This is a genomic window from Desulfoluna sp. HI9BLuna, assembly GCF_056829775.1.
Window position 1 is genome coordinate 2,670,149 of the sequence record NZ_CP186555.1, and the last position, 25,700, is coordinate 2,695,848.

Below are 25,700 nucleotides of genomic sequence, written 5' to 3' on the forward strand. Positions count from 1 at the left end.
TCAGCTCAAGGCAGCCCTCTTTGGTCATCGTTGCAATAAAAGCCTCCGGCGGGCCGCTTAAAAAACGCCGCAAAACCCTTCCGGGACGCCCCTGTTTTGTAACACGCCACGCATAAAAAAGCATGCGCCCCGACGGCCTCGCCGTTGGTCAATCCTCTGAAACCTCCCAACAAACACCCCAAGGGCCACTTCGGGGCCGGCTTAAGGCTCGAAGGGCCGGTGCATTGCCGAGCCCGGGACCTGATAGGCCGGCGGAAGGCTCTTGAAGAGCCGGGGGTCTCCCACCCCGCCGCCCTGGGCGTGGGCCAGATCGGCCACGGGCAGGCCCACGGACTGCACGGAAAAGAGGTTGGCGCCTTCCTGGCGATAAAGGGTCCGCCGCCAGGGTTCGTAGTAGGGGGAGACCGCCAGGCTCCCGCCGTAGAAACCGGTGTTGCAGATCACCACGTTGCAGAAGAGGGTTTTGGAGAGGGCATCGGCCAGATGATAAAAGGAGTCGATGTCCCGGTTGTAGGCCAGAACAAAGAGGTGGTGGATCCGTCCCCGGTAGATGGCGTAGCGTTCCACGTCCATAAAGTCGTAGCAGATGCACACCCCAATGCGCCCGTAAGCACCGGCATCGATGATCCACACCGCCGGATCGGGCACAAAGGTGTTCCCGCTTTTTTGGATGCCGCTGGCCTCCGGAGGGGCCATAAAGCTCTTGCCGAACCAGAAGGTGCTGCACCGCCCGGCCCTTCGGGGGTTCAGCCAATGCCTGGGAACCGTAACCACGGCCCGGTTGCGCACCTGCCGGGCCGCGGGGTCCACCAGGTAATCCACGCCGGTGACCACAGCCACCCCGCTTCGGACGGAGAGGCGCTTGAGGCTCTCCAGCCGGTGCACGGGAAGGGCCAGCTCCGGCATGATGATAAATGACGGCGCAGGACCCGCCTGGGTGAGAATCCGGAACCCCTCCCGGATCTGGTGCCAGGCGCGATCTCCCTCGGCCCGGCTCATGCGGGGACCGTTGCGCCAGGCAGACCGGGCATCGGTGGTGGTCTGGATAAAGCCCACCCGCATCATGGGCCGATACTCGCCCCGGGCAAAATCCCGGGCCGCGGTGGCGTGGTGGACCATGGAGACGGGTATCAGCTGCCGGGCGTGGCGGGTGCGGCCTCCGGCCTGATGGCCTTCCAGTGCCTGCATGGCACGTTCCAGCAATCCCATGAACTCGGGCAGCGCTCCGCACACGGGCGGATCGAGCCTTGCGTCGTCCCCTTGGGGATCGGCCCCCTGCCGCCTTAGGATCAGGGTCTCCAGCTGCCTAGGCTCCAGCACCCCCAGCAGGAGCCGCCTTGTTTCAGATGAGATGGAAAGGGACTCCACGAGGCCGTGAACGGGCTCATCCGTCAGATGGCCGAAGGCATGGGCCAGCCCCACCGGCAGGTCAAAGCGTCGCCGAAGGATGCCCAAAAGCAGAAGCGCCAGGCCCCGTGTGGCTTCCCAGTCCCGGGCCTTGTCTCCCAGGGCCTCCACCGGCGGCCCCCACGGTTCGCCTTGGGTGTCGGGAAGGACGCGGGGCAGCTCCTCGGTCACCTGGTGGCGCCAGGCATCCCAGGAGGCCCCCTCACTCCCGTGGCCTGCCCAGGACAGCGGAACAAAGACCTCATTAGGCCGGAGAAAGCGCGGCCCCTGTGCCATAAGCCCACGGCACGCTTCCCGCACCACAAACAGGGCGGTCCACTCCGAGGCCCGGGGGTCGAACCCCTCAGCCGAATCCGGGGTCAGCCCCCCGACCCACTGCATCAGGGAGATCTCCCCCGGTGCAGGGGAGGGGACCTTGTGACCCGAACCGGAAGGCACCGGCCCCCGGGAACGATGCCTGGCCATGAAATGCCGAAAAGCGGCGACGCCTTCGGGGGCCGGGTCTGCGGGCAGCCCTTTGGCCCGGAGCGGAGCCAGCCCCGCTTCCACAAGGAGTTCCCCTGCGGCGCACAGGGCCTCCCCCAACGCCTTTCGCGCCGAGTCCACCCAGGCAGGACCCGCTGCCCCAAAGGCGAGTCCTTCCCGGGCCACGGCCTCCAAAAAGCCCCGGGCATCGGCCCTGTAGCTCTCCAGACGCCGGGCATCCAGAATCGTCTCCATGCAGATCCCCACTTCACGGGCCATGCGCCCCAGAACCAGGGCGGTGAGATATGGGGCGTGGTCCCGGTCCAGGGGAAGGCGATCCAGGAGGGGAGCCAGGGAGGTGAATCCGCTTCGGCGCATATGGCCCAGGGCCCGGCTCCAAAGGGCCGGCACCCGGGGATTGCGCTCTGCTGCCTCCAGCAGGACCAGCAGGCTCCGCCGCCTCTGGCGAACCGATGCCGCGCGCTGACGGTAAAGGCGATGCCCCGCCTCTGCCTGGGAGACCTCGCCGCCGACCCGCTCCAGGGAGCAGACCACCGAGTGGTCGGGCTCCGAGGCATGGGCAGCCCGTCGCGAAAGAAGGGCCGAGGCAAAATCGATGCGCAGGCGTTCAGAAAGCCCTGTCCCGGCAAAGGGGTCGAGAAGCAAGGTCTCAAGGCGGGCGATGTAGTCCCGTTTCCCCGCGCGATCAAGGAGGGTGTAGTCGGTGGTGTGGATAGAGGCCATGGCCTCCACGGGGCGGGTCACTTCAGGCAGGGGGTTGATGGCGTCCAGCCGCACCCCGTGGTCGGAGTCCGCCCCCTTGGCGCCCAGGCCGGGGGGCAAGAGGGTATCGCGGCGGATGATTCCGAGCCCCTCTTTTGCCAGCAGGCTCTCATAAAGGTCGATCCACCGAGTCAGGCGCCGGGCATCCCGCGCAATGATCACGTGCTCCAGGTCATGGCGAAAGTGGGCCACGGCCCCCTTCATGCCCTCGGCCTCCAGAGCGGCCTCTGCGCTGCGGTCCGCGGGGAGCATGCGGACATTGTGGAGAAACCCGGAGACGGCAAGCTCCTCCGGCACCCCGTGGGCCCCGAAGGAGAGCATGCGCTGCAGGAACTCAACCGTCTCCTCCCCAATGTGGGAAGAGACCGAGGCAAACCCTCTGAGCGTTGCGGCCACAGGGTCTGCGGTCCCGGTGTCCAGGGCAAAGCTGGCCCAATGAAGCCGCCTCACCGGCCCCTCTCCCGGGGCCCCGGTAAGGTAGGGGGTTGATTCATCCAGCAGGATCCGCCCTTCGTCCCCCCGGAAAAAGCCGGGGATATCCAGCTCGCTCTGGAGGCCGGTCATGGCCCGGGTCGCCTGGAGGATATGGCGGCGGTAGGCCGGCCAGACCCGTGTGGGGTGGCGGTACAAAGAGGCCGTTGTCCGTCGATACCACCCTTCCCGGAACCGGGCCATGCCCCCGCTGCGATGGATCCACTCGGACCGGTGCAGTCGGCTCCCGTAGCTCCACCGGGGCATGAGGGCTTCCACCCGGGGGCCCATGGCCTGGACCAGGGCCACCCAGAGGACCTGGTCCAAGGGGTCGATGAGGCATCCTGTGCCCAAAGGGGTTTTCACTGAGGCAAAGGGACGGGGAGAGACATCGCCGGCGGCAAGCCGTGCCTTCAGCGCCTCCACCACGGCCGGAGCCTTTGCGGCCATGCGGACCAGGGCCCCCACATCCGCCCGCTGCCCGTGCCAGATTTCGTGCCGGGCGAAGGTCTGAAACGCCCAGTAAAGGTTCTCCGTGTAACCGGCCTCTTCCAACACCCCGCACCCCATGGTTTCCCTCCCGGTAGAACATCCTTGCCGTATTGCCGTTTCGTTTGTGTCGGTTACCCCTATACACCGGAAATCCCGAGACATCAACGGCCAATAAACAGCTGCCTTGACACCGCGGCGAGCCATCTTTTATACTCCCCATTTACATGCAAAGTACCTTATAAAAACCCACGGCCCTGAACCCACAGCGCCGATTACTTACGGGCCAGGGCAAAAAGCAGCGAGACCCACGGCCAGCCCGGGCCGTCTTCTTCTCTTTCTTTTTCCCAGACCCCATCACCAAGGAGCCCGACCATGACCGATTCGACCATTCTCGATGCCGTAAACGCCTTCGCCGAAAGCTGGACCGAGACGGATACACGCATGAAAGAAGCCTTCCTCAGCCTCAAAGACTACCTGAACACCAAAGAGGGCGTCACCCTGGATTTCCACAGCCGCCCCGGCGTCAGCTACTCCCTCAGGGCACGCCACGCGGCCCAGACCGACCGCGACCTCTTCGTCATGGTGGATGTCATTGACGACGACCCGGCCGAGCGCTGGCTCTCCGTCTGCTTTTACGGGGACATGATCACCGACCCGGACGAAGAGGGGGACCTCATCCCCGACGGCCTCAAGGGAAGCGACGGCTACTGCTTTGACATGGACGAATTCGACGCGGACAAACTGGCCTACCTCAAGGCCCGCTTTGACGAAGCCTGCACCAACGCAGCGTAATATCGTTCGTAACCTGCCTTCAAGGTGGCACACCTTGCCGCCGGAGGCTGCTTTTCAGGCGTTGAGTCGTTACGTCCGCCCAAATAAAAAAAGGCGGGTGCCCTTTTCGGGGGCCCTCGCCTTTTTTGGATCGATGATCAAGCCTGCTTCGTCGGAAATCCGCCGGTATGCGGCTATACCGGAATATCTTTCCGTGTTTTGGGTACCACGATATGCCTCTTTTTCGGGTCCTTGTGGGGGCGGTAAAAGATCGACATGTGACCGATCATCCCGGCCAGGCAGCTGCCCGTGCGCTCCTTCAGCTCTTCGGAGAGTGTCTCCTTGGACTCCTTCTCCTTGAAATCGATGAACTTGACCTTGATCAGCTCATGGGCGTTCAAGGCCTCTTCCATGGAGAGGATCACGGCATCGGTCACCCCTTTTTGTCCCACAAAGACCACCGGCTTGATGCCGTGGGCCAGGCCCCGCAAATATTTTCTCTGAAACCCCTGTAGTTCTTTCACTTTTTTGTCTCTCCCGGGCCCTTTCGGGCTTTATGGTTCCGGCATCTCGCCGGTGTGTGCGTGACATACCGATGGCTCCGGCAAAGGAGCCCATCGTATCCGTTGTTCAACCGTCTGTCCGCGGCCTTGTCTTCGAAGCATAACCCCAGCCCAGGGCAGGGGAAACAGCCGAAAAACGCATCATACATTTGCCCGCTTCCCATGGCAAGGCAACCCTGTCAATTCTCCTTGATAAGTCACATTCCGTCTGGTATACTGGTGTTAACTTTACGGTATATCGTTTTCATTTCTGGAAGCCATTACACAGCTCAGCTCAGCTCGAATCCTTCCAAACAGCGATATCTGTCATTAGAGGTTTTATCAAAGCCCCTTCCACACAAGCTGGATCAATCCGTCACAATTCGGAGCTGTACCTTCCTCTATGGATATTTTTGCGCACGATGGAAGTGACCGCTTGCATGCGGGTAAGGGAAGTTTAAACGCAACAATCAGGATTCTTGGACATGATGGACAATAAATCAAAGTTTCTCAAGCTGAAAGAAGGAGAGCGGGAGGCTCGACGAGAGATTCTCATTGAAGCCACCCTGGAACTTTTCGGCAAGAAACCCTTCGATGAGATCGGCGTCAGGGACATTGCAGCCGCTGTCGGCGTCTCCCCCGCATCGATGTACCGGTATTTCCCCAGCAGGGAAGATCTCTTTGTGGAGGCCTTCATCAAGGACCTCCGGGAGATGGAAAAGTGGCTCGGGAATCTGCTGGAATCAAACGAGGAACTCACCCTGGAAGAGTTCTCGGAATCGCTGATCAGGTACCTGATCGACCGAGAGCCCACCTTCCAGATGATGAGCTACCTCATGATCAAGGGGTCCATGACCCCGGACCTGCTCCGCAAATACAACGGCGTCCAGCGCGCCATGCTGAACAAATTTGAAAAGGTGCTCCAGCGCAACGGCATTGCCTGTGCCGACCGCATCCACGCCCACGCCTTCTACGCCTCCCTCAACGGCATCCTGATGACCTTCAGGAACTACCCCGGCAGAACCCGTGAAGAGATCGAAAAGCACGTCAACCGACTCTCCGCCCTCCTCTGCAAGATGCTTCGGGCCGCCAGCATCGACGATTAGCCGCCCGGACCATGCCCGGTTACCCGAGGCACCCCGCCAAGCAAACCAAGCAGGCCGAAAGGCCTGCTTTTTTGTTGGCCAGCCCACCTCACCGAATCCCCAGCTCCGCATTTATATCCGCACAAAGCCCTGTCACCGCCCCTTTTACAGCCTGCCCATCCACCTCAAGGACCGGCACCGCCCCCATGAGGGCGTTGGTGGCCACCACCCCGTCCATGGCAACCAGATCGGCCGCAAGCAGCGGTTCGCGCACCGCCGTGTATCCCCAGCCTTCCAGGATGGGAAGCACCAGGGACTGCATGACCCCGGGAAGCACATGGGGCGAGGCAGGAAGGATCACCCGGTCCCCGGACAGGGCAAGCAGGTTGGCCGTGGCCAGCTCCGACACCGAGTTGTCTCCGTTCATCAACAGGGCTTCATCAGCCCCCATGCCCTCGGCATAGGCCAGGGCCTTGAGGCTCAGAAGGTAGTTCAGGCTCTTGTGATCGGCCAGGGAGGTCATCCGAAGCGAAGGAAAGGAGACCACGCTGAGCCCCGGTTTTTGCACCACCTCCAGGCGGTGGGTATACGGCCGGGCGGTGACGGCCACATGACCGCCGAAAGGCACGCTCTGATCCTCCCCCTGCCCCAGCATGATCTTGACCGCCGCGGTCTTCCCGGCAAGTCCGTTGGCCGCCACAACCTCCAGGATAATGGTCTCCCAGGTCAACTCGGGCAGGTCTCCCCCGAAAAGCCCGGACCAGCTTTTGTGAAGGCGTGAAAGGTGGTGACTGAGAAAAGGAACCCTGCCCTTTTCCACACGCAGAGTCTCAAACACCCCGGCCCCGTACTGCACGGCACGGCTCATGACGGGAAACCCCGCCCCTGTTGCCGCCGTCAGGCGGCCGTCCAGCCACACCATCGTCTCCCGGGCCTTTCCCTTGCGATGCCCGGTAAAGGCGTTCATGAGGGTCTCTCCTTTGTGGAGGGTCTCATGGAACTCCGCCTCGGGATCGGAGTCGTAGACCACCCCGCCCCCCACGGAAAAATTCACCCGCCCTTCGCAGAGGGTCGCGGTGCGGATGGCGATGGACAGGTCCATGGTGCCGTGGAAGCTCAGGTACCCCATGGACCCGGTGTAGACATGGCGGCAATCGCTCTCCAGCTCGTCGATGATCTCCATGGAGCGGATCTTGGGGCAGCCCGTAATAGACCCCCCGGGAAAGGTGGCCCGGAGCAGATCCACGGCATCGGCGCCGCTATCAAGCTCTCCCTCCACAGTGGAGACAAGGTGAAAGACGTTTTTGTAGGCCTCCACCTTCTTGTGCCGGACCACGGAGACGCTCCCCGCCCGGCACACCTTGCCGATATCGTTGCGCATCAAATCCACGATCATGGAGAGTTCGGCGTCATCCTTGGGGCTGGTCTCCAGCTCCCGCTGAAGGGCCGCATCCTCCTCCGGGGTCTTGCCCCGGGGACGGGTGCCCTTGATGGGTCGGGACTCAACGGCCTGTCCCTCCAGCTTGAGGAACCGCTCCGGGGAGGTGGAGACAATCTGGTGGGAGCCTGCCTGGACATAGGCGAAAAAGGGTGCGGGGTTGGCGGCAAAGAGCTCCGTGAACAGGGCGTAGGGATCTCCGGTAAAGCCCCCTTCAAACCGCTGGGACATGTTGACCTGATAGATGTCCCCGGCACGGATGTACTCCTTGATCCGCTCGATGGCGGCCATGTAGCCGGGCATGTCGAAATTGGATGTGAACCCGCCGATACCGCCGAAGCGCCCCGGGGCAGGGGCAGGGCCTTTGAGCCGCTCCAGAAAGTCCTCTTCGGTGCGGCCCGCCTCTTCCCGGCTCGCCGCCGTCACCCAGAGGGAGACCTCGCCGGTGCGACGGTCTTCCACCACCAGGGCCTGTGGGGCGGCAAACCAAAGCTGGGGCAGCCTTCGGCGGTCCAGGGTGGTGCGGGGCAGTTTTTCCACGGCATCTTTGAGGTCATAGGCAAGGTACCCGAAAAGACCGGAGGCCACCGGCCCCCAATCGTTCTTTCCGTCCAGGGGAAACCGCCGGGACAGGGCCCGCACCGCGTCAAAGGGGTCGGCGGTAAAGCGCTCGGTGCGCCCCTTTACGGCAAGGGTCATCTCCTCACCGTACCCGGAAAGGGTCAGAAAGGGCATGGTGGCCAGCATATGATATCGGGCGGAGTCGAGTTCTCCCCCGCTGAGCAGCACCACGGTGCCCTCGTCCCGTGCAAACCGTGAGGCAAGGATCTCAAAGGGTTCTGTCAACGTCAGCGCTCTGCGCGTGATCACCAGGCCGTGGGGCCATGAATTGAAAAGCCTGTCCAACACCGTGGGGCCTCCCTGCTTCCGCCGGGCTGAAACCGGCGCCATGAATTTTAGCGGCTATGCATGCCCCTTCAAGGGGCCGAGATTGAGAAAATTGGCGACCATGGTCCGACCGTGATCGGTCATGAAGCTCTCCGGGTGGAACTGCACCCCCCACAAGGGGTGATCGCGGTGGGCAAGGCCCATGACCACCCCGTCTTCGGAGTGGGCCGTGATCTCCAGGGGGGCCTCGTCGGCCATCTCCACCATGAGGGAGTGGTACCTTGCCACCCGCACCGGCGAGGGCACGTCCTTAAAGACCCCCGATCCCGTATGGGCCACAGGGCTCTGCTTGCCATGGACCGGCACCGGGGCACGGACGGTTTTCCCTCCGAAGGCCTCGTTGATGGACTGCATGCCGAGGCAGACCCCCAGGATGGGTACCCGCCTGTAAAAGGCACGGATCATGGGAATGGAGATCCCGGCGTGGGCCGGTGATTTGGGCCCCGGGCTGATGAGAATGTAATCGGGGGAAAGGACTTCGGCCTGGCGCAGGGAGATGGCGTCGCTTCGGAACACCTTGGTGGTGAGCCCGGGGATCCCCTTGAACATCTGGACCAGGTTGTAGGTAAAGGAGTCGTAGTTGTCGACGACAAGCAGTGTGGCCACGTCCACCTCACTCTTTGTTGAAAAAAGCCTCCGGCGGCCCTGCCGGGGGCTAAACTTTTAAAAAGTTTAACAAACAGGTCATAAAAAAAATATTTGCATGAATGCCGTTTTAAATGCGGAAGTGATTTGCCCCGGGAACGAGGGGCAAATCACTTCCGCTACCTGCTTTCAAGGTGGCACACCTTGCCGCCGGAGGCTGTTTTTTGGAGCTGAATAGTTACAAGAATTTGTTAAATGCAGGTCTCTCCTGCAAAACCGGTTGCCACATGTCACACATGACGCGAATGCATTCGCCACAGGGTTTCAAACGCTACATAAAAAGGGACTCCCGGTAGACAAACTGGATGCGCATGGCACCGATGTCCACGGTGTCGAACTCCCGGAGCTTCAACGAGGTCTTCAAGGGCTCGCCGTTGACTTTGGGCCGCTTGAAACCGCTGATGTAATTCACCTGGAACCCCTTGGGCATCTTGCTGATGGTAAAGGAGACCTTGCCCACGCCAAAGCCCGAGACCACGATATCGCACACCGGGTCCTTGCCCACCTTGGTCACTTTTTTGGTCAGGGGGATCTCACCGCTTCCGCCCTTGAGAACGGAGAGGTAGGCGTTGACGTCTGCCGAGGGAACCGAGGTGCGATGCCTGCCCGCGTCCATCACCACGGTCTTGTCCAGGGGCGCCCGCTCCTTTTCCGGCCGGGCCTCTCCTTTGGCGTACCCGAAGATCAACCGGTGCCGCCCGATGACGATGCTGTCGCCGTGCCGGAGCTGGCTGGTCGTGATCATGATGCTGTTTAAAAAGGTGCCGTTGGTGCTCTTGAGGTCGGTGATGAAATAGCCGCCTTCCAGGCCGTCGATCTTGGCATGCTTTCCCGACACCGCGGCGTTGTCGATCACCACATCGCTTTCCGGGTGCCGGCCGATGGTCAGGCTTCCCCCCGGCTCCACCCTGTGTCGACTGATCACCCGATCTTTGTACTGCAACTGAACTACCGGCATCGAATTATCCTTTCATCATGCCCCATGGCGCCGTGCGCTCGTTTTCATACCTGGCAAAAAGGGCCCGAACACCCGGCGCAGCCATCCTGAAACGGCCCCTTTCGCCCCCACCGTCACCACCATCACGGTGATGTTGTCGTCCCCGCCCCGGGCCTTGGCAAGCTCCACCAGGGACCGGGAGGCCTCTTCTGCGGACTGCTGACACACCGCCAACAGAATCTCCTCCTCGGAAACCAGGTTGCTCAACCCGTCGGAGCAGAGGACAAAGCGATCCCCGCCATAGCACTGGCTCTCGCACACATCGGCCTGCACCTCACGGTCCACTCCCACGGCGCGGGTCAACACGTGGTCACCCTCCTTGGGGAGGGTGTGGGGCACGGACACCATCTCGATGGCCTGGCCGTGGACGCAGTAGACCGGGCTGTCTCCCACGTTGGCCGCCACAAAGGTATCCCCGCAGATCCACACCGCCGATACCGTGGCCCCCATGCCCTCGCATTCGCTCCGGCGGCGGGCCTCGTCCCACACCTTCCGGTTGGCATAACCGATGGCGTCCACGAGGCATGCGGCCTGACAGGAGAGCCCGGAATCCGCAGGGGCCAGCGGCCCCCCGTTCCTGGGAGCCTCCCGCCGGATGTATTCCTGCATGCCCTCCACCACCAGGCGGCTGGCCACGTCCCCGGCCCTGTGCCCCCCCATGCCGTCGGAGACCACATAGAGCTTCAGCGCATCGCAGCCGAAAAAGGCGTCTTCATTCCGGGATCGCCTGCATCCCGTATCGGTAAGGGCGACATGTTCCACATGCATGGTCATCAAGCCTTTTCTCATCACAGGGGCGCCCCGGCTCACCGGAACGCCGTCAGGAGATTGGGTATCCAAAGGGCTCACAAAACATTTAAGGAGGGGGTCGGCTCGACCAGGTGACAAGGTAATACGTCCAAACACCTTAAACAAGCCAAAACGACCATTCTTACGGGGTCAGCCAGGCATCAGGCTCCTGCCGACGCCCCGGGCTGGGAAAAGTAGGTCATGGAGATCTTCTTGAGCTCCCGCTTGCTGAAGAGCACCCGGTAGACAGCCACCCCGGCCTGCTCGGAGATCCGGCGCGCCGTGTCGAGGCAGGCCTCTTTGCTGGTGGCGTGGATCATGGTGTAGAGGTTGTAGGGCCACGCCTCGGCCGGGTTTCGCCGGTAGCAGTGGGACACCTCTTTGTAGGTGGCCATGGTGGATCCCACCTCTTCCACTCGGTCCTCCTCCACCTGCCAGGCCACCATGGCGTTGGCGGTGAACCCCGACTTCTGGTGGCGCAGGGTGGCCCCGAAACGGCGGATGAGCCCCTTGTCGTTCAGCCCCTGCAGGACCTCAAGGAAGGCCTCTTCACTCATGTTAAGCCCTGCGGCCAGCTCCCGGTAGGGGTTTTCGCACACGGGGATGTCCCCCTGAATGGCTGAGATCACCTGTTTTTCCTGATCACTTAGCGACATGACGCCTCCTTTCCCTTCTCGGGAAAAAGGCCCAGGACCCCTTCCCCGCTGGCCTCGCACAGGCCCCGTTCGGTGATGAACCCCGTCACCAGGCGGGCCGGGGTGACGTCAAAGGCGTGGTTTTCGCAGGCAGACCCTGCGGGGGGTACCAGCACCTGTACCAGCTTGCCGTCCACCTTTCCCTGGATGTAGCGGATCTCATCGGGGTTGCGTACCTCAATGGGAATCTCGCCAACCCCGTCGTTCATCTCCCAGTCAAAGGTGGAGGAAGGAAGAGCCACCCAGAAGGGGATGTCGTTGTCTTTGGCGGCCAGGGCCTTTAAGTAGGTCCCGATTTTGTTGGCAACGTCCCCGGTCCAGGTGGTGCGGTCGGTGCCGGTGATGACCAGGTCCACCATGCCGTGCTGCATGAGATGGCCGCCGGCATTGTCGGCAATAACGGTGTGTTTCACCCCGTGCTTACCCAGCTCCCACGCCGTCAGGCGGGCTCCCTGGTTCAGGGGCCGGGTCTCGTCCACCCAGACGTGGACATCGATCCCCCGGTTGAATGCCTCGTAAATGGGGGCGGTTGCCGTGCCGTACTCCACACAGGCCAGCCACCCGGCGTTGCAGTGGGTCAGGATGTTGACGGTCTCCCCGTTTTTCTTCTTGCTGATGGCCTCAATGAGGGAGACGCCGTGCTCTCCGATGAGGCGACAGTTCTCCGCCTCCTCGTCGGTGATGGCGGCAGCCTCTTCCCGGGCCGTGCGCACCCGTTGGCCGTCGCCTTCCACGGCAGCAATGCGCGCCGTCATGCGATCCACGGCCCAGGCCAGGTTCACCGCCGTGGGGCGCGAGGCCTTGAGGCGGTCGGCCTCGGCCTGCACCCAGGCATCGGAGACCTCTCCCCCCGGGGCGTTGATGCAGGCGAGGTACACACCCCAGGCACCGGTGGCGCCGATGAGGGGAGCTCCCCGGACAAACATCTCCCGGATGGCATGGATGGTGTCGTCCACGTCCTTTAAAGGAGCAATCACCAGCTCGTGGGGGAGCATCCGCTGATCAATCACATGAACTTCCAAAGGGTTGTCGCTGCTGAGCCAGATGGGGCGCATCTCTTTGCCGTCTACCTTCATAGGGACCTCATATCTATCGTGGGCTCCCCCCTGTCCGGGGGTGAGCAAAGGGGCTGGAACAAAAATATTGTCTCATATCACGTATTAACGTATAAGCCTTATTACCATAATTCAAGGGCCTCGTATAGCGGTATCCGGCGGTTTTCAAGGGAATCCGGGCCACCGGAGCGTCACCGGTCCCGTCCTTTCGGCCGCACGATTGAGTGAAAACCGAACGGGTTGACAACCCCTCGGGAGCCGGCCTTGGCGCTTCATGATTTCTCAGCGCATCGCCCATGCACCGACACGAGGCCACAGACATTCCCTAAGGAGATGCACATGATTCAGGTGGGTATCATCGGCGGATCGGGACTCGACGATCCGAACATCCTGCAACAGGCCGAGGAGGTCACCCTCACCACCCCCTACGGCGCGCCCTCGTCCCCCATCACCCGAGGCGTCATCGACGGGTGCCGGGTCCTGCTCCTGGCCCGTCATGGCCGACGGCACCAGTACAGCCCCAGCCAGGTGAACTACCGGGCCAACATCCACGCCTTGAAAGAGATGGGCGCCACCCACATCGTGGCCACCACGGCCTGCGGCAGCCTGCGCGAGGAGATCGACCGGGGCCACTTTGTGATCCTGGACCAGTTCATCGACTTCACCCGCAAGCGGTGCAACACCTTCCACGAGGACTTTTCCGGAGGCGCCGTCCACACCGGCATGGCCACCCCCTTTGATGCCCACCTTCGCAAGGTGCTCTACGAAACCAGCATGACCCACGGCAACCACACCCACGAAAAAGGGACCGTGGTGACCATCGAAGGCCCCCGCTTCTCCACCCGCGCAGAATCCAAAATGTTCCGTGCCTGGGGCGCCGACGTCATCAACATGAGCGTGGCCACCGAAGCGGCCCTGGCCAACGAAGCGGGCATTCCTTACGCTGCCGTGGCCATGAGCACCGACTACGACTGCTGGAAAGAGGACGAGGCCCCCGTCTCCTGGGAGGAGATCCTCGAGGTCTTCCACAAGAACACCGACCGGGTCAAAGGGCTTCTCACCAAAGCCATTCCCAGGATTGGCACCCCATAAAAAAACAGTAAGTATCGATATAACCCCATGTCAGGAAAGAGCATGAACATCAAAGAGACCATTCGTTCCATCCCCGGCTGGCCCATCGAGGGCGTGATTTTCCGGGACATCACCACCCTTATGCAGGACCCCGAGGCCTACCGCAAGGCCTGCGACCTCTTTTACGAACGCTACAAGGACAAGGGCATCCAGAAGGTTGTGGGCATCGACGCCCGGGGCTTTGTCTTCGGAGCGGTGCTGGCCTACCAGCTCGGCGTGGGCTTTGTGCCGGTGCGCAAAAAAGGCAAGCTGCCCTGGAAAACCATTGAGGAGTCCTATGCCCTGGAGTATGGGGAGGCCGAAGTGGAGATGCACGAAGACGCCATCGAAAAGGGCGAGAAGGTGGTGATCATCGATGACCTCATCGCCACCGGCGGCACCATTGAAGCCGCCATCAAGCTGGTGAACAGCCTGGGCGGGGATATTGTGGAGTGCGGGTTTATCGTGGAGCTTCCCGACCTGGGCGGCCGAGCCAAGACCGGGGACACGCCGATTTACGCCATGTGTGAATTCGAAGGCGACTGATCGGGAACCGATTCCGGGGTAAAGCCCAGGGCAAAGGAGATCTCGCCGGCCGTCCGCATCACATCCGTGGCAATGGCCGGCACCTCCCCTGATTCCAGAAGCTCCGGGGAACCGGAGACGCTGATGGCGGCCACGGCCCGACCGGTGTGATCAAAAAGAGGAGCGCCGATGCAGGCCAGGCCCATGATGTACTCCTCGGACTCCAGGGCGTAGCCCCGGCTCCGGGCCGTGGAAAGCTCCCTTCTCAGGGCCCCCTCGTCGGTGAGGGTCTTGGGGGTCAAAGGGGTCATCCGGGTGCGGTCAAAGTAGGCGTCAAGGGCATCCACAGGCAGGGTGGAGAGCATGGCCTTTCCCACGGCCGAGCAATAGGCCGGGACCTTGGGGCCCAGGTTGGTGAAGGGAAGGGAGGGGTCGTTGGGCAGCTGGTTCAAGGTCACCAGGGCCATGCCCCGATCCCAGATGGCAATGCGGGACATCAGGGAGGTCTGCCGTGCCAGGCGCCGAGCCGCAGGGCCGCCGATCTGGTTGACCCTCAGGTGGCTGACCACGCAGGTCCCCAGTTCATACACCCTGAGGCCCAGGGCGTACTTTTTCGTCTCATCGCTCTGGCTGAGGAACCCCTCATCGGCCAGGGTCTGTACCAGGCCGTGGATGGTGGGCTTGGCAAGGCCCAAAAGGCGGGCCATCTCGGTGATGCCCAGGGAAGGCTGGGACGGCGTGAAGAGGGAGAGTATATCAAGTGCCCGTTTTACCGATTGAATCGCCATGATCGCCTCCATACAGCACAAAAACCGTTTCAGACGGCGCCCGACTGCGACGCACCCAACCCAACCCCTTTATGTTGCAGACAATCCCTTGTAGTACATTCCCCGGATCCCTGTCAATCGGCCCTAAGTTATTCAGGCACCATCCCCCCCATGAACACGGCCAGGGCCAACGCATTTAAATTTTTGCTTCCGTGGGTCCTTCCGGGGGTCAAACTTCTGAAAATTTTGACAAACAGGTCTTGTTTTTTTGGTATCCACAGCAACCTTGCATAGCCCCTCTTGTTTTTACGTTTATCAAGGAGCTTTTTTCAAAAAAGCGAGCCGCCGGAGGCAACTGAATTGTTACGCCTTGGCCCTGTGAACACGGCCCCTTCACCTTGACACCGCCCCCCAAAACAAGTACAACCGTCCTTGCGTTTTACCCGAGACAACTCTCAATTTTTTCAAGGAGATGACCACCATGTTTGGAATGGGGATGCCCGAAATCCTCCTGATCATGGCCGTGGCACTCATTGTCATCGGCCCGAAAAAGCTGCCGGAACTGGCCAAGACCCTCGGCAGAGCCTTTGGAGAATTTCGCAAGGCAACAAGCGATCTCAAGGAAACCTTTACGGTGGACTTAGAGACCCCTTCCACCGAAAAGGCCGGTGGTGAAATGAAAAAAGTGACCCTGGCCGCCAAAGACGACGCCTCCCCCGACACGGAAACGCCGAAACGCGAGACGCCGGACCAGACCGAGGGATAGCATACCGGGGCCGCGGCACCGCCCCCCGAGATCACCCCATAAAGAGACACGGATCATGCAGGAAGAGGACAAACTCCCGTTTACCGAGCACCTGGACGAGCTGAGAACCCGGCTCATCCGCTGCTTCATCGCCATCGCCATCGGAGCGGCCGTCGCCTACGGCTTCAAGGAGGTGATCTTCGACCTCCTCACCCGCCCCCTCATTGAGGTGCTTCCCAAGGGCGACGCCATCATCTTCACGGGTCTGCCCGAGGCCTTTTTCACCTACCTCAAGGTCTCCCTCCTGGCCGGACTGCTTCTGGCCAGCCCGGTGATCATCTTCGAGATCTGGATGTTCATCGCACCGGGTCTCTACAAGCGGGAAAAATGGGTCATGGCACCGGCCGTCCTGCTCTCCGTCGTTTTCTTCACCGGCGGCGCCCTGTTCGGCTATTTCTTTGTCTTCCCCTTCGGGTTCAAGTTCTTCCTGGGCTTTGCCTCGGAGTCGTTGCGGGCCCTGCCCACCATGAAGGAGTACCTCTCCTTTGCATCCAAGCTGCTCATGGCCTTTGGCCTTGCCTTTGAGCTGCCCATCTTCATCACCATCCTGGCCGCCCTGGGCCTGGTGACCCCTGCCTTCCTGCGAAAAAACCGCAAGTACGCCGTGGTCTTCTTCTTTGTCTTCGGGGCCATCCTCACCCCGCCGGACGTGGTCACCCAGATCCTTTTGGCCACCCCCATGATCCTCCTCTACGAGTTGAGCATCTTCGGAGCCATGGCCTTTGGGAGGCGGCCCCTGGGCGCTGCCGAGGAGGATGAGGAGCCCGAAACCGAGCCCCCGGTCCAAAGCGATGAAGACGCCCCCAAAGAGGACGCCTAAGCGGATCTACCGCCAGGTTTCGCCTTCCCTCTTGATCAAGGCCTCATGGATGGCGTCTGCCACCCCGGACGGGGTGAGGCCGTCGGTGGGAATCACGATGTGAGCGCGCCCCATGTACAGGGGGTGGCGCTCCTGGTAAAGGCTCTCCACGCTCATCCCCGGCTGGATCACCACGCCCCGGGCGCCCAGGTCGCTGAGCCGCTCCATGAGAACGGAAAGGGGGGTATGAAGGTAGACGATAACCCCGTCTGTAGCCAGGTGATCCATGGCCCTCTGCCCGTAAATGACGCTGCCCCCGGTGGCGATGACCGTGCCGGTGACCGCCATCTCGCACAGACGCCGCTCTTCAATCTCCTTGAATCTGTCCAGCCCCTCCTCCCGGATAATCTCCGAAAGACGCCGCCCCTCGCACGTCTGAATGTAGACGTCGCTGTCGGTGAAGTTCAGGCCCAGGCGCTTGGCCAGAATCACCCCCACGGTGCTCTTGCCCGCGGCGGGCATGCCGGTAAGTACCACGTTTTTCTTTATCATGCGTTGCGCTCCTGACATTACATCTCGTGAATCCAAAGCCTTCAAGGGGGCCAGAATACCCCATTGCCTCCGCGCTTTCAAAGGATCCTTCCCAATGCACAAAAAAAGATGTCGGTGAGGCCAAAACCCGGGGCCCAGGAGCCTCCGGCGGACCTGCCGGAGGCCAAACTTTTGAAAAGTTTGACAAACAGGTTTGATTGTTTCGGACGCGTCGCAACCGGCCATAGCCCCTCTTATTCTTGCGGAGCTTTTTCCAAAAAGCGACCCGCCGGAGGCAGCGGAATTGGTCAATGCGTTGGCCCTGCCCCGGGGCCTCATTGGTCTTGACAAGGCCGAAGGCCATCTTTTAGGGTAGCGATGTCCCTGCCCGTCGGCAGCGGCCAACCTTCCAAACCAAGGACAAAAACATGGCTGTCACCCTCTCCATTGTGGGCACATCGGGGTCCGGAAAAACCACCCTCATCACGCGTATCATCCCCCTGCTGCAGCAAAAAGGCTTTCGGGTGGGCATCATCAAGCACACGGCCCACGGGTTTTCCATGGACCACGAAGGAAAAGACAGCTGGAAACACCAGCAGGCCGGAGCCGACGCCGTGATGGTGGCCTCGGAGACAGCCTACGCCCTGGTGAAAAAGGTCACTCCTGTGCGGCTGGAAGAGCTGGAAGGGCAGATGGCGGACCTGGACCTCATCATCACCGAAGGCTACAAGGGCTCGGCCCGCCCCAAAATCGAGGTCCACAGGCGGGAAACGGGAAAAGCCCCCTTAAAAGGCCTCACCAGGCTTGTGGCGCGCATCACCGATGCCCCCCAGGCAGACGGCCTTCCCACCCTGGATCCGGACGATCCACAGGGCGTCGCCGACTTCATTGCCGAGACCTTTCTGGCATAAAAAAAGCCACCGGCACGCCTGCCGGTGGCTCCAAAGCGATTCTCCCCCCATGGGTCAGGGACGGCTCCCCGCGTCCTGCCCCTTCACCTCGGGTCCCGGGGGCAGGTTCCCCCGGATGAGGATGCTCTTTTTAAGGGATTTTACCACCTCATCGATCTGCTCTACCCCCACCCGGATCTCCTCAATCCCCTTGACCGTTGTCTCGGTGATGGTGGGCACGTCCCGGCTTCCCACCTCCACGTTTTCAAGGACCTGTTGCAACAGGGCGATGTTGGTCTGGATCTCCATGCCGATCTCGTGGACCTTCTCCAGGTCCCGATCCACCAGGTCCACGGTGTGGGGCACCTTGTCCACGGCCACGGCCAGGCTGTCCAGAATGGCCCCCACGCGAACCTCCACGGCGTTCAAGGAGTTGTTGATGCTGTTCAAGGCCTCAAACAACGGCCCTTCGGGATCCCGGAGCAGGGTGGCCACCTCCGAGACATCCTGAACGGCCCGGATCACCTTCTTGGCGGTCTCTTCCACCTCGAACTTGGCCAGGAGGTCGGCCACGGACGGCTGCTCTTCCGAAGAGATCTCCTCGTCGGCCAGGAGCTCGGGCGACTCCGGAGTGCCCGGGGTGATGGAGATGTACTTGTTGCCGATGTAGTTGACGCTCTGGACCGTGGCAACGGAGTCTTTTCGGATGCGCGGGGCGTATTCGGCAAAAATGGCCATGCGCACGTGGACCACATTGCCCACGAGGCTCACCTCCGTCACCTTGCCGATATCGGCATTGAAGAGCTTCACCGCCGCATTGGTCTCCAGGTTGTAGCTCTCTTTAAAGGTGGTGAAGTAGGTCACCTTCTCCCGGAACCAGTCCTTGCTCCGGCCGATGGCCAGCACGGTGAGGGCCAGAAGGATCATGATGGAGAGCATAAAGGCCCCCACCACCTTTTCGCGGGTGTCGTAGCGAACAATCATGGTGCCAGCTCCTTTACGAGCGTGCCATTTTCCAGGCGAAGATCCAGGGGGGTCAGCTCTTTGCCGAACCCACGGTAGTTGGTGGTGTAAACAAACACGCCCCCCCGCGAGAGGACCTTCCGGATCTCAGCGATGAAGCAGGAGAAATACCCGCGCCCCACAAACTCTTCCGGGTACTCGGCCAGAAAGAGCAGGGGCTCCTTGAGGATGTCCCGCACGGCGATGGCACGCCGCTGCTCCATGGCACTCACCAGCTCCGGGCAGAAGGGAAGGGCGTCCTGGATGCCGAAGGCCCTCACCAGCTCCTCCTTGAGCCCCTGGTGGCGGACGAGGTCCGTGTCGCTGAAATAGTGGGCCTGATAATCGAGGTTCTCCTCCACGGTGCGGTTTCTCACCATGGCGGCCATGGGGTAGAGGTACCCGATCCTGCGCTTCACCGGAAGAAGCCTCTCATACCAGGTAAAGGGCAGCTCTTCGCCGCCAAAAAAATACCGGCCCCGGGTGGGCCAGCTCAAGGTGGCAAGGCACCGAAGCAGCAGGTGGGCGTCGGCCGGGTTGTCGGCGGAGAGATGAACCGCCGCCCCGGGGGGCAGGGAGAGGTCCAGGTCGGTAAGGGCCCTGCCCTTCCAGGTGTCCTCCACCGAAAGGTTCATCAACCGGACCACCGGTGTGGGATCTGTACCGGCATCCCCGGCGGCAGGTGTCGACATGGGCATGGCATCCTCTACAGGTAAAAAACGATGGAGACAAAGGCGTTGACCAGCATGCAGGCAAAAAAGCTCTCCACGGCGGCCCGGGAGACACTCACGGGGATACGGGAGACCTTGCGGACGGTGGTGTACCCGTGGAACAGGCTCACCACGGTGATAATCAGTCCAAAGAGCAGTGCCTTGACAAGGCTCACCACCAGGTCGGTGCCGCTGATGGCCTTGGCCACCTGAAAGATAAAAATGTCCCCGGACTGACTTGTGGTGGCCCAGGCCACCACCTGGCCACCGAACAGGGCGGCTAAGTCAAAGACCACGAAGAGGCAGACCACCGCCGAGGTGATGCCCGTGAACCGGGAGTAGGAGAGAACCCACATGGGATCCACCCCGGACATCTCCATGGCTTCGATCTCGTTGAACACGGTCATGCAGCTCATCTCGGCGGTGACGGCCGTGGCCGAGCGCAGGATGACCACCAGGGCGGTGATGAGGGGGCCGATCTCACGGACAATGAGAATGACAGCGGCCTTTCCGAGCTCAAACTCCCCTGAGACCTTGGTAAACTGAATGATCATGGCGCTGCCCACGAGCAGGGCCAAGGGGATGATCAGGGGCAGGGCCTGGACAGCCGTAAAGTAGATCTGCTCCACCACCGCCCGCTTCACCTGGGCGCGCCCGTCGGCCGGGCGCCTCACCAGAAGGGTGAGAATCCGCAGGGTAAAGGCGGCCCGAACCAGGGCCATCCCCACAAAGTCCAGGGTGACTCGCCCGACATAGCCGCATGTTCGTCCGATCCATTTCAACGCAAGCCCCTGTGGATTGGTTGTCAATATCCGCATTATCCGCTACTCTTGTTCTGCCGGAAAAGTATAGTCAATTCAATCGACAAAGATCAACCGATTTTAACCGTTTCACCCGGAGGGAACTCACCCCATGATTCGCCTGAAATACCTTGTCACCCTCTGCCTGCTCCTGTTCGTCGTCCCGCCCGTCTTTGCAGCATCCGCACCCCGCTATGCCCTGTTCGAAGAGGCCTCCGGCCTCCTTGAACAGGGCAGTTCCCTCGAAGCCGCGGCCCTTTACCGACGCATCCTGGAAGGCAGCACCGATCGAGAGGAACGCGCAAGGGCCCTTCTCTTTCTCTCCGTTCTTTACAGCCGTAACCTGAACCTGCCTGACACGGCCGTGGCCTGCCTGGAACAGATCGAGACCACCTACCCCGACACCGCGGTGATCATCGACGCCCGCTTTGCCCTGGGAGCGGTCTCCTACCGCAACGGCCGCTTTGCCGAAGCCGTGACCCACTTCCAGCGTTTTGTGGAGCTCTACCCCGAGCACATGCGCAGCTCTTCGGCCCGGGCCTGGCTGCGCCAGGCCGAAATCCTGGCCGGTGAACAGCCCGCACCGGAGGCCCAGGACAAAGCCATGGCAAAACTCCCGGAAAAGGTCCGGGTCCTGCTGCGCCACCAGGTGGACCAGGTGATCCTCGGCCGAACCGGTGAGCCCATGACCGTGCTTCGGGACGGCACCCCCCTTTTTGAAGGCAACGGGCCGGTCACCGTCACCACCGGCCAGGACGGCCTGGTGGTCAACGGGGTCGTGGCCGGCAATCTCACCCTGACCTTGGGGCCCGGCTCCGGGCGCCCCCGGGTGGACGGACACGCCTACCGCGGCGAGGTGACCCTCTGGCCGGATGAAGAGGGCATCACCGTGGTCAACACCCTGCCGGTGGAAGAGTATCTCTACGGGGTCCTCCCCAAAGAGATGAGCCCCCTCTGGCCGGAAGAAGCACTCAAAGCCCAGGCCGTGGCCTCACGCTCCTACACCTACCACACCCTCCTCAACCGCAAGGCCCACGCCCGCTTTGACCTGGAGGCCACCACCGCCTTTCAGGTTTACGGGGGCGCCGATGCCGAGACCCCGGAGACCACCGCCCCGGTGGACAGCACAAAGGGACACTACCTCGCCTTTCAGGGCCTGCCCATCATCGCCTGCTTCCACGCCAACAGCGGCGGCATGACCGAAAGCGCCGACGCGGTCTGGGGAGCGGCCCTGCCCTACCTGCAGGGGGTCAAGGACAGCTTCAGCCGACTGGCCCCGGACGCCTGCTGGACAGGGGAGATCGGCGCCGACAGCATGGTCAAAAAATTATGGGAAAAGGGGTACCGCCCCGGGGGAATCATCTCCCTGGAAACCAGTGAGCCCTCCCCTTCCGGCCGCAACGGCCGGGTGATCATCAGCACCTCCCGGGGACGCCTTGAGCTCACCGGCAACGAGTTCAGGCTGGCCATGGGCCCCGAAGTGATCAAGAGCGCCCGGTTCTCGGTCACCCGGAAGAAGAGGCACTTCACCTTCGAGGGGTGCGGCTACGGTCACGGTGTGGGCATGAGCCAGTGGGGGGCTCGGAAAATGGCCGCGTCCGGGTTCACCTACGACACCATTTTGCACCACTACTACAAAAACGTCTCGCTGGTCACCATTGACAAAGAAGGGGTTCGCTGATATCGGGTTTTTGCGAACCACGACACGGGCCCCGTCAAAAGACCCCGGAATCGGTGTTTTTCCAAGGGCCCTTCGGTTTTCCCCTGAGCGGTATTGTCCACGACCTTTTTATAAGGCCCGTCATGAAACGACGCCTGATGACCCTTGTTCTCCTGGGAGCGCTGACGCTCCTCTCTTCCGGGCCCCTCTTCGGTGCCGCGGGCCAGGGGATAACAGAAAACTTTGATCACGGCCTCATCGACTGGAGCAACGGCTCGGTGCGGGCCGAAGGGATGCATGCCCCCAATGAGAAGGCCGGGCAGCCTGCCTCCCCGGAAGCAAGGGAGCATTACGTCAACCGGGCCGTTGAGGCGGCCCGGTCCAACCTTTCGTCCATCCTCCGGCACCTGACCATCCACGGCGACACCACCGGCGGTGATGTCATGGGAGCCAGCCGGGAGGTCGTCGCCCAGGTGGACCTGATGTTCCTGTCCACCCCCATGACGGAAAAACGGTTCCTCACGGACGGTTCCGTCCAGGTCACCCTCACCCTTCCCCTCAGGGGGGCCTTCTCCCAGCTCATCCTTCCGGAAGAGATCCGGCAGATCAACCCCATCAGGCCGTTGTTCACGTCCGAAGCCTCGGGAGCCCTTTCCACCCACGACGCCTATACCGGCCTCATCGTCGATGCCCGAGGGGTAGACGTCATCCCCGGGCTTGCCCCGCGCGTGGTCACCGAATCCGGAGAAGAGGTCTACGGCCCCACCGTCATCAGCCGGGAATACGCGGTCCAGCGCGGGGTGGCTGTCTATGAAAGCTCCCTGGCCCGGGCCGGCCAGGGCCTCTCCGCCGGAGAGAACCCCCTCATGGTCACCGGCATCGGCACCACCCAGGGCGCCCGCACCGACATCATCATCAGCAGCCAGGACGCCGCCCGCATCCGCTCAGACGTTTCTCACACCACCTTCCTCAGCCAGTGCCGGGTCGTCATTGTCCTGGACCCGCCCCCGGACAAGCGCCGGAAATAAAAAAGGGGCGCCCCCATGAGGGAGGCGCCCCTTTGATCATCTACCCGTCAGACCCGTGATACGGCAAAACCTCAGATACCGGCTTTCTCCCGGAGGATGTCCACCTTGTCGGTGCGCTCCCAGGTAAAGCCTTCGCTGTCGGTACGTCCGAAGTGGCCGTAAGCCGAGGTCATTTTGTAAATGGGCTTCAGAAGGTCGAGCTGCTCGATGATGGCTGCCGGGCGCAGGTCAAAGACCTCGCGGACAATCTCAGCGATGCGATCCTGGGGGATAACCCCGGTGCCCATGGTGTCCACGAGGACAGAAACGGGCTCGGCAACACCGATGGCATACGCCACCTGGACCTCGCACTCCTTGGCAAGGCCAGCGGCCACGATGTTCTTGGCGATGTAACGGCCCATGTAGGAGGCGCTTCGGTCCACCTTGGAGGGATCTTTTCCGGAAAAGCAACCGCCGCCGTGGCTTCCTCGGCCGCCGTAGGTATCAACGATGATCTTACGGCCGGTGAGGCCGCAGTCGCCCATGGGGCCACCCACAACAAACCGCCCGGTGGGGTTGATGAAGAAGCGGGTCTTGTCGTCGATCATCTCAAGGGGGATGACCTTGAGCACCACCTCTTTGATGATGCCTTCCTGAAGGTCTTCGTGGCTCACCTCGGGGGTGTGCTGGGAAGAGACCACCACGGTGTCCACGCGCGTAGCTTTTCCGTCTTCGTATTCAATGGTGACCTGGGCTTTTCCGTCGGGGCGAAGGTAGGGAAGCACGCCGGTTTTCCTCACCTCGGCAAGGCGCTGGGTGAGTTTGTGGGCGAACACCACGGTCATTGGCATGAGCTCGGGGGTCTCGTCGATGGCGTAGCCGAACATCAGGCCCTGGTCGCCGGCGCCCTGGTCCTTGAAGAGGCCTTCGCCTTCGTTAACGCCCTGGGCAATGTCTTCGGACTGCTTGTCGATGCTGGAAATCACAGCACACGTCTGCCAGTCGAAGCCCATGTCCGAGGAGTCGTAGCCGATCTCGCGGATGGTGTCCCTGACAATCTGGGTCATGTCCACGTAACAATTGGTGGTGATCTCACCGGCGATAAAGGCCATGCCGGTGGTGACCAGGGTCTCGCATGCAACCCTGCATTTTGTGTCCTGGGCCATGATGGCATCCAGGATGGAGTCGGAAATAGCGTCGGCCACCTTGTCGGGGTGACCCTCCGTTACGGACTCCGAAGTAAAAAAATAGTTTGCGTTGGTCATTCTCTGCTCCTTTGGAACACTTGAAATCTAAATCGCTTCGTATGAATCGACCGGTGTCTGTCGGGCGGGAGTCAGATGAGCAGGCGTCCCGGTTGGCTTGTGTTTACATAGAAAGCACTGCTGATCATCCGATGTTCTTTATCAACTTTCCAGATCTTTTGCAAAGCATTGTCGTACCGAGTCCACCACCCAGCCGCCTGCGGCCAGAGAACTCTCGGCCAGGGCATCGTCCAGGGCCACCTCAATACCGGTAAAACCGTACTGTTGCCGAAGGTTCTCCAGATTACTGTTTTTATCTCCCCGAAGGCGCGAGGCGCTTTTGGGATGAACGCGAAACACGGGGGCATCGCCCGGTGAAAAAAGCCGCCGGGCAAGGATCTCGGCCATGTCCAGGAACCTCGCGCTGTGGACCAGATGCCCGAAGGCGGGGTGATGGGGCCCGGCCAGAACATGGGTCAGGCGCATCTCCTCACTGTCCTGGAGGCCCATGCGGATCACAGGGATATCTCGTCGGGCAGCCATGAGCCACGCCTCCTTGCCCCGCTGCACCGCCTCTTCCAGGAAGAGGGGCTCATAGCGCCCGTCACGCCAGAGGGCGGCCAGGCCGCTGCCCTTCAGGACCACGGTGGGGTAGATGCGAATGCCCTCGGGATCGAGGTCAAGGATGCGCTGAAGGGAAGAGCGAAAGAGGTCCGGGGTCTCCCCGGGAAGACCCAGCATCATCTGAAGAATGGTGACGTACCCCTTTGCCTTCAACTGTGCTGCGGCGCTCTCGGTGTCTGCGGCCGTATGGCCCCGGGTGCTGGCCGTGAGCACGGCATCTTCCATGGACTGGGCCCCGAGCTCCACCGTGGTGACGGGGTACCCGGCCAGAATCTCAAGGGTCTCCGGGGTAACAGTGTCGGGGCGGGTGGAAAAACGAATTCCCTGGATACGCCCTGCCTTGACGTAGCCATGGGCCAGGTCCAGGCAGGCCCTCACCGTTTCAAAAGGCAGTCCCAGAAAGGTCCCCCCGTAAAAGGAGATCTCCACGGGATGGCGGTTTGCGGCCCATTCCAGCCATCGCTCGATCTCCCCTTCCATGGCGGCAAGGGAGGGCATGGCAGGGGCGCCTGCGCGCTTTAGCCCGGTGACAGCATGCTGGTTGCAGAAGATACAGTGGTGAGGGCATCCCGCATGGGGAATAAAGAGGGGAACGACAAAGGGGCGGGGGGTGTCGGCGGCCATGGACGGGTCACCGACGGCT

The 25,700-nt window shown here is 61.8% G+C and carries 24 protein-coding genes; 9 read left to right on the plus strand and 15 right to left on the minus strand.

The features are described 5' to 3' along the window. Positions 1-201: 201 nt before the first annotated feature. Complete coding sequence (locus ACOYW0_RS10860) at positions 202-3,696, minus strand: RNA-dependent RNA polymerase family protein (protein ID WP_482418462.1); 3,495 nt, start codon at positions 3,694-3,696, stop codon at positions 202-204. 294 nt (positions 3,697-3,990) lie between these two features. Between ACOYW0_RS10860 and ACOYW0_RS10865 the strand changes: the two genes are divergently transcribed. Beyond that, the gene (locus ACOYW0_RS10865) at positions 3,991-4,410 is read left to right on the plus strand and encodes a hypothetical protein (protein WP_482418463.1); all 420 of its coding nucleotides are present in this window, start codon (positions 3,991-3,993) and stop codon (positions 4,408-4,410) included. 173 nt (positions 4,411-4,583) lie between these two features. On the opposite strand, the gene yhbY is transcribed toward ACOYW0_RS10865, so the two are convergent. Further along, positions 4,584-4,913 carry a ribosome assembly RNA-binding protein YhbY gene (yhbY, locus tag ACOYW0_RS10870; RefSeq protein WP_482418464.1) on the minus strand — a complete coding sequence of 110 codons (330 nt, stop codon included), beginning with the start codon at positions 4,911-4,913 and terminating at the stop codon, positions 4,584-4,586. 503 nt (positions 4,914-5,416) lie between these two features. On the opposite strand from yhbY, the gene ACOYW0_RS10875 reads away from it, so the two are divergent. Then, positions 5,417-6,037: a TetR/AcrR family transcriptional regulator gene (locus ACOYW0_RS10875; RefSeq protein WP_482418465.1), complete on the plus strand. Its 621-nt coding sequence runs from the start codon at positions 5,417-5,419 to the stop codon at positions 6,035-6,037. A gap of 88 nt (positions 6,038-6,125) precedes the next feature. Here the strand turns inward: ACOYW0_RS10875 and pabB are convergent, their stop codons facing one another. The 6 genes from pabB to mtnA form a co-directional block, all read right to left on the minus strand. Continuing rightward, positions 6,126-8,363: an aminodeoxychorismate synthase component I gene (gene pabB, locus ACOYW0_RS10880; protein WP_482418466.1), complete on the minus strand. Its 2,238-nt coding sequence runs from the start codon at positions 8,361-8,363 to the stop codon at positions 6,126-6,128. A gap of 54 nt (positions 8,364-8,417) precedes the next feature. Then, positions 8,418-9,008, minus strand: a complete 591-nt coding sequence (locus ACOYW0_RS10885) for an anthranilate synthase component II (RefSeq protein WP_482418467.1) — start codon at positions 9,006-9,008, stop codon at positions 8,418-8,420. Between the two features lie 310 nt (positions 9,009-9,318). After that, positions 9,319-10,005, minus strand: a complete 687-nt coding sequence (locus ACOYW0_RS10890) for an FHA domain-containing protein (RefSeq protein WP_180137976.1) — start codon at positions 10,003-10,005, stop codon at positions 9,319-9,321. Between the two features lie 15 nt (positions 10,006-10,020). Then, positions 10,021-10,818, minus strand: a complete 798-nt coding sequence (locus ACOYW0_RS10895; protein ID WP_482418829.1) for a protein phosphatase 2C domain-containing protein — start codon at positions 10,816-10,818, stop codon at positions 10,021-10,023. A 176-nt stretch (positions 10,819-10,994) separates the two neighbouring features. Continuing rightward, entirely contained in the window at positions 10,995-11,489 is a 495-nt protein-coding gene (ahbB, locus tag ACOYW0_RS10900) for a siroheme decarboxylase subunit beta (RefSeq protein WP_482418468.1), read from the minus strand. After that, positions 11,480-12,604, minus strand: coding sequence for an S-methyl-5-thioribose-1-phosphate isomerase (gene mtnA / locus ACOYW0_RS10905; RefSeq protein ID WP_482418469.1), 1,125 nt, complete (start codon positions 12,602-12,604; stop codon positions 11,480-11,482). Before mtnA ends, ahbB begins: the two co-directional genes overlap by 10 nt. Positions 12,605-12,922: 318 nt before the next feature. Between mtnA and mtnP the strand changes: the two genes are divergently transcribed. Then, on the plus strand, positions 12,923-13,675 hold the full coding sequence (gene mtnP / locus ACOYW0_RS10910; RefSeq protein WP_482418470.1) for an S-methyl-5'-thioadenosine phosphorylase: 753 nt from the start codon (positions 12,923-12,925) through the stop codon (positions 13,673-13,675). A 42-nt stretch (positions 13,676-13,717) separates the two neighbouring features. After that, on the plus strand, positions 13,718-14,239 hold the full coding sequence (locus ACOYW0_RS10915) for an adenine phosphoribosyltransferase (protein WP_482418471.1): 522 nt from the start codon (positions 13,718-13,720) through the stop codon (positions 14,237-14,239). Here the strand turns inward: ACOYW0_RS10915 and ACOYW0_RS10920 are convergent. Then, positions 14,209-15,006: an IclR family transcriptional regulator gene (locus ACOYW0_RS10920; RefSeq protein ID WP_180137987.1), complete on the minus strand. Its 798-nt coding sequence runs from the start codon at positions 15,004-15,006 to the stop codon at positions 14,209-14,211. The two genes, ACOYW0_RS10915 and ACOYW0_RS10920, sit on opposite strands and share 31 nt — an antisense overlap. 460 nt (positions 15,007-15,466) lie before the next feature. Here ACOYW0_RS10920 and ACOYW0_RS10925 point away from each other — a divergent pair, with 460 nt between their 5' ends. After that, complete coding sequence (locus ACOYW0_RS10925) at positions 15,467-15,751, plus strand: twin-arginine translocase TatA/TatE family subunit (protein WP_180137988.1); 285 nt, start codon at positions 15,467-15,469, stop codon at positions 15,749-15,751. Between the two features lie 55 nt (positions 15,752-15,806). Next, on the plus strand, positions 15,807-16,610 hold the full coding sequence (tatC, locus tag ACOYW0_RS10930; protein WP_482418472.1) for a twin-arginine translocase subunit TatC: 804 nt from the start codon (positions 15,807-15,809) through the stop codon (positions 16,608-16,610). A 6-nt stretch (positions 16,611-16,616) separates the two neighbouring features. Here the strand turns inward: tatC and ACOYW0_RS10935 are convergent, their stop codons facing one another. Then, the gene (locus ACOYW0_RS10935; RefSeq protein WP_482418473.1) at positions 16,617-17,141 is read right to left on the minus strand and encodes a shikimate kinase; all 525 of its coding nucleotides are present in this window, start codon (positions 17,139-17,141) and stop codon (positions 16,617-16,619) included. Between the two features lie 407 nt (positions 17,142-17,548). Here ACOYW0_RS10935 and mobB point away from each other — a divergent pair, with 407 nt between their 5' ends. Then, a complete protein-coding gene (gene mobB / locus ACOYW0_RS10940) occupies positions 17,549-18,031 on the plus strand; it encodes a molybdopterin-guanine dinucleotide biosynthesis protein B (RefSeq protein WP_482418474.1) in 483 nt (160 codons plus the stop codon). A 54-nt stretch (positions 18,032-18,085) separates the two neighbouring features. On the opposite strand, the gene ACOYW0_RS10945 is transcribed toward mobB, so the two are convergent. Genes ACOYW0_RS10945 through ACOYW0_RS10955 form a run of 3 tightly spaced genes read right to left on the minus strand, consistent with a single transcriptional unit; the run spans position 18,086 to position 20,504 of the window. Next, entirely contained in the window at positions 18,086-18,994 is a 909-nt protein-coding gene (locus ACOYW0_RS10945) for an MlaD family protein (protein WP_482418475.1), read from the minus strand. Beyond that, entirely contained in the window at positions 18,991-19,704 is a 714-nt protein-coding gene (locus ACOYW0_RS10950) for an ATP-binding cassette domain-containing protein (protein WP_482418476.1), read from the minus strand. The genes ACOYW0_RS10945 and ACOYW0_RS10950 overlap by 4 nt, the downstream gene beginning before the upstream one ends. 14 nt (positions 19,705-19,718) lie before the next feature. Further along, positions 19,719-20,504 carry an MlaE family ABC transporter permease gene (locus ACOYW0_RS10955; protein WP_482418477.1) on the minus strand — a complete coding sequence of 262 codons (786 nt, stop codon included), beginning with the start codon at positions 20,502-20,504 and terminating at the stop codon, positions 19,719-19,721. Between the two features lie 130 nt (positions 20,505-20,634). Here ACOYW0_RS10955 and ACOYW0_RS10960 point away from each other — a divergent pair, with 130 nt between their 5' ends. Then, a complete protein-coding gene (locus ACOYW0_RS10960) occupies positions 20,635-22,203 on the plus strand; it encodes a SpoIID/LytB domain-containing protein (protein WP_482418478.1) in 1,569 nt (522 codons plus the stop codon). 122 nt (positions 22,204-22,325) lie between these two features. Continuing rightward, positions 22,326-23,210 carry a hypothetical protein gene (locus ACOYW0_RS10965; protein WP_482418479.1) on the plus strand — a complete coding sequence of 295 codons (885 nt, stop codon included), beginning with the start codon at positions 22,326-22,328 and terminating at the stop codon, positions 23,208-23,210. 71 nt (positions 23,211-23,281) lie between these two features. Here the strand turns inward: ACOYW0_RS10965 and metK are convergent, their stop codons facing one another. Together metK and ACOYW0_RS10975 are read right to left on the minus strand one after the other, a co-directional pair. Next, on the minus strand, positions 23,282-24,454 hold the full coding sequence (gene metK, locus ACOYW0_RS10970; RefSeq protein ID WP_482418480.1) for a methionine adenosyltransferase: 1,173 nt from the start codon (positions 24,452-24,454) through the stop codon (positions 23,282-23,284). Between the two features lie 141 nt (positions 24,455-24,595). Further along, entirely contained in the window at positions 24,596-25,681 is a 1,086-nt protein-coding gene (locus ACOYW0_RS10975; RefSeq protein ID WP_482418481.1) for an elongator complex protein 3, read from the minus strand. Positions 25,682-25,700 lie beyond the last annotated feature (19 nt).

Excerpts from the sequence above, each read along its gene's own strand:
- tatC (WP_482418472.1), top strand. The coding sequence starts at position 15,807 with ATGCAGGAAGAGGACAAACTCCCGTTTACCGAGCACCTGGACGAGCTG.
- ACOYW0_RS10975 (WP_482418481.1), bottom strand. The coding sequence starts at position 25,681 with ATGGCCGCCGACACCCCCCGCCCCTTTGTCGTTCCCCTCTTTATTCCC.
- mtnP (WP_482418470.1), top strand. The coding sequence starts at position 12,923 with ATGATTCAGGTGGGTATCATCGGCGGATCGGGACTCGACGATCCGAAC.
- ACOYW0_RS10935 (WP_482418473.1), bottom strand. The coding sequence starts at position 17,141 with ATGATAAAGAAAAACGTGGTACTTACCGGCATGCCCGCCGCGGGCAAG.
- ahbB (WP_482418468.1), bottom strand. The coding sequence starts at position 11,489 with ATGTCGCTAAGTGATCAGGAAAAACAGGTGATCTCAGCCATTCAGGGG.
- ACOYW0_RS10950 (WP_482418476.1), bottom strand. The coding sequence starts at position 19,704 with ATGTCGACACCTGCCGCCGGGGATGCCGGTACAGATCCCACACCGGTG.
- ACOYW0_RS10945 (WP_482418475.1), bottom strand. The coding sequence starts at position 18,994 with ATGATTGTTCGCTACGACACCCGCGAAAAGGTGGTGGGGGCCTTTATG.
- ACOYW0_RS10920 (WP_180137987.1), bottom strand. The coding sequence starts at position 15,006 with ATGGCGATTCAATCGGTAAAACGGGCACTTGATATACTCTCCCTCTTC.
- mtnA (WP_482418469.1), bottom strand. The coding sequence starts at position 12,604 with ATGAAGGTAGACGGCAAAGAGATGCGCCCCATCTGGCTCAGCAGCGAC.
- ACOYW0_RS10860 (WP_482418462.1), bottom strand. The coding sequence starts at position 3,696 with ATGGGGTGCGGGGTGTTGGAAGAGGCCGGTTACACGGAGAACCTTTAC.
- ACOYW0_RS10865 (WP_482418463.1), top strand. The coding sequence starts at position 3,991 with ATGACCGATTCGACCATTCTCGATGCCGTAAACGCCTTCGCCGAAAGC.
- ACOYW0_RS10890 (WP_180137976.1), bottom strand. The coding sequence starts at position 10,005 with ATGCCGGTAGTTCAGTTGCAGTACAAAGATCGGGTGATCAGTCGACAC.
- ACOYW0_RS10915 (WP_482418471.1), top strand. The coding sequence starts at position 13,718 with ATGAACATCAAAGAGACCATTCGTTCCATCCCCGGCTGGCCCATCGAG.
- ACOYW0_RS10925 (WP_180137988.1), top strand. The coding sequence starts at position 15,467 with ATGTTTGGAATGGGGATGCCCGAAATCCTCCTGATCATGGCCGTGGCA.
- mobB (WP_482418474.1), top strand. The coding sequence starts at position 17,549 with ATGGCTGTCACCCTCTCCATTGTGGGCACATCGGGGTCCGGAAAAACC.
- ACOYW0_RS10895 (WP_482418829.1), bottom strand. The coding sequence starts at position 10,818 with ATGACCATGCATGTGGAACATGTCGCCCTTACCGATACGGGATGCAGG.
- ACOYW0_RS10875 (WP_482418465.1), top strand. The coding sequence starts at position 5,417 with ATGATGGACAATAAATCAAAGTTTCTCAAGCTGAAAGAAGGAGAGCGG.
- metK (WP_482418480.1), bottom strand. The coding sequence starts at position 24,454 with ATGACCAACGCAAACTATTTTTTTACTTCGGAGTCCGTAACGGAGGGT.
- ACOYW0_RS10965 (WP_482418479.1), top strand. The coding sequence starts at position 22,326 with ATGAAACGACGCCTGATGACCCTTGTTCTCCTGGGAGCGCTGACGCTC.
- ACOYW0_RS10960 (WP_482418478.1), top strand. The coding sequence starts at position 20,635 with ATGATTCGCCTGAAATACCTTGTCACCCTCTGCCTGCTCCTGTTCGTC.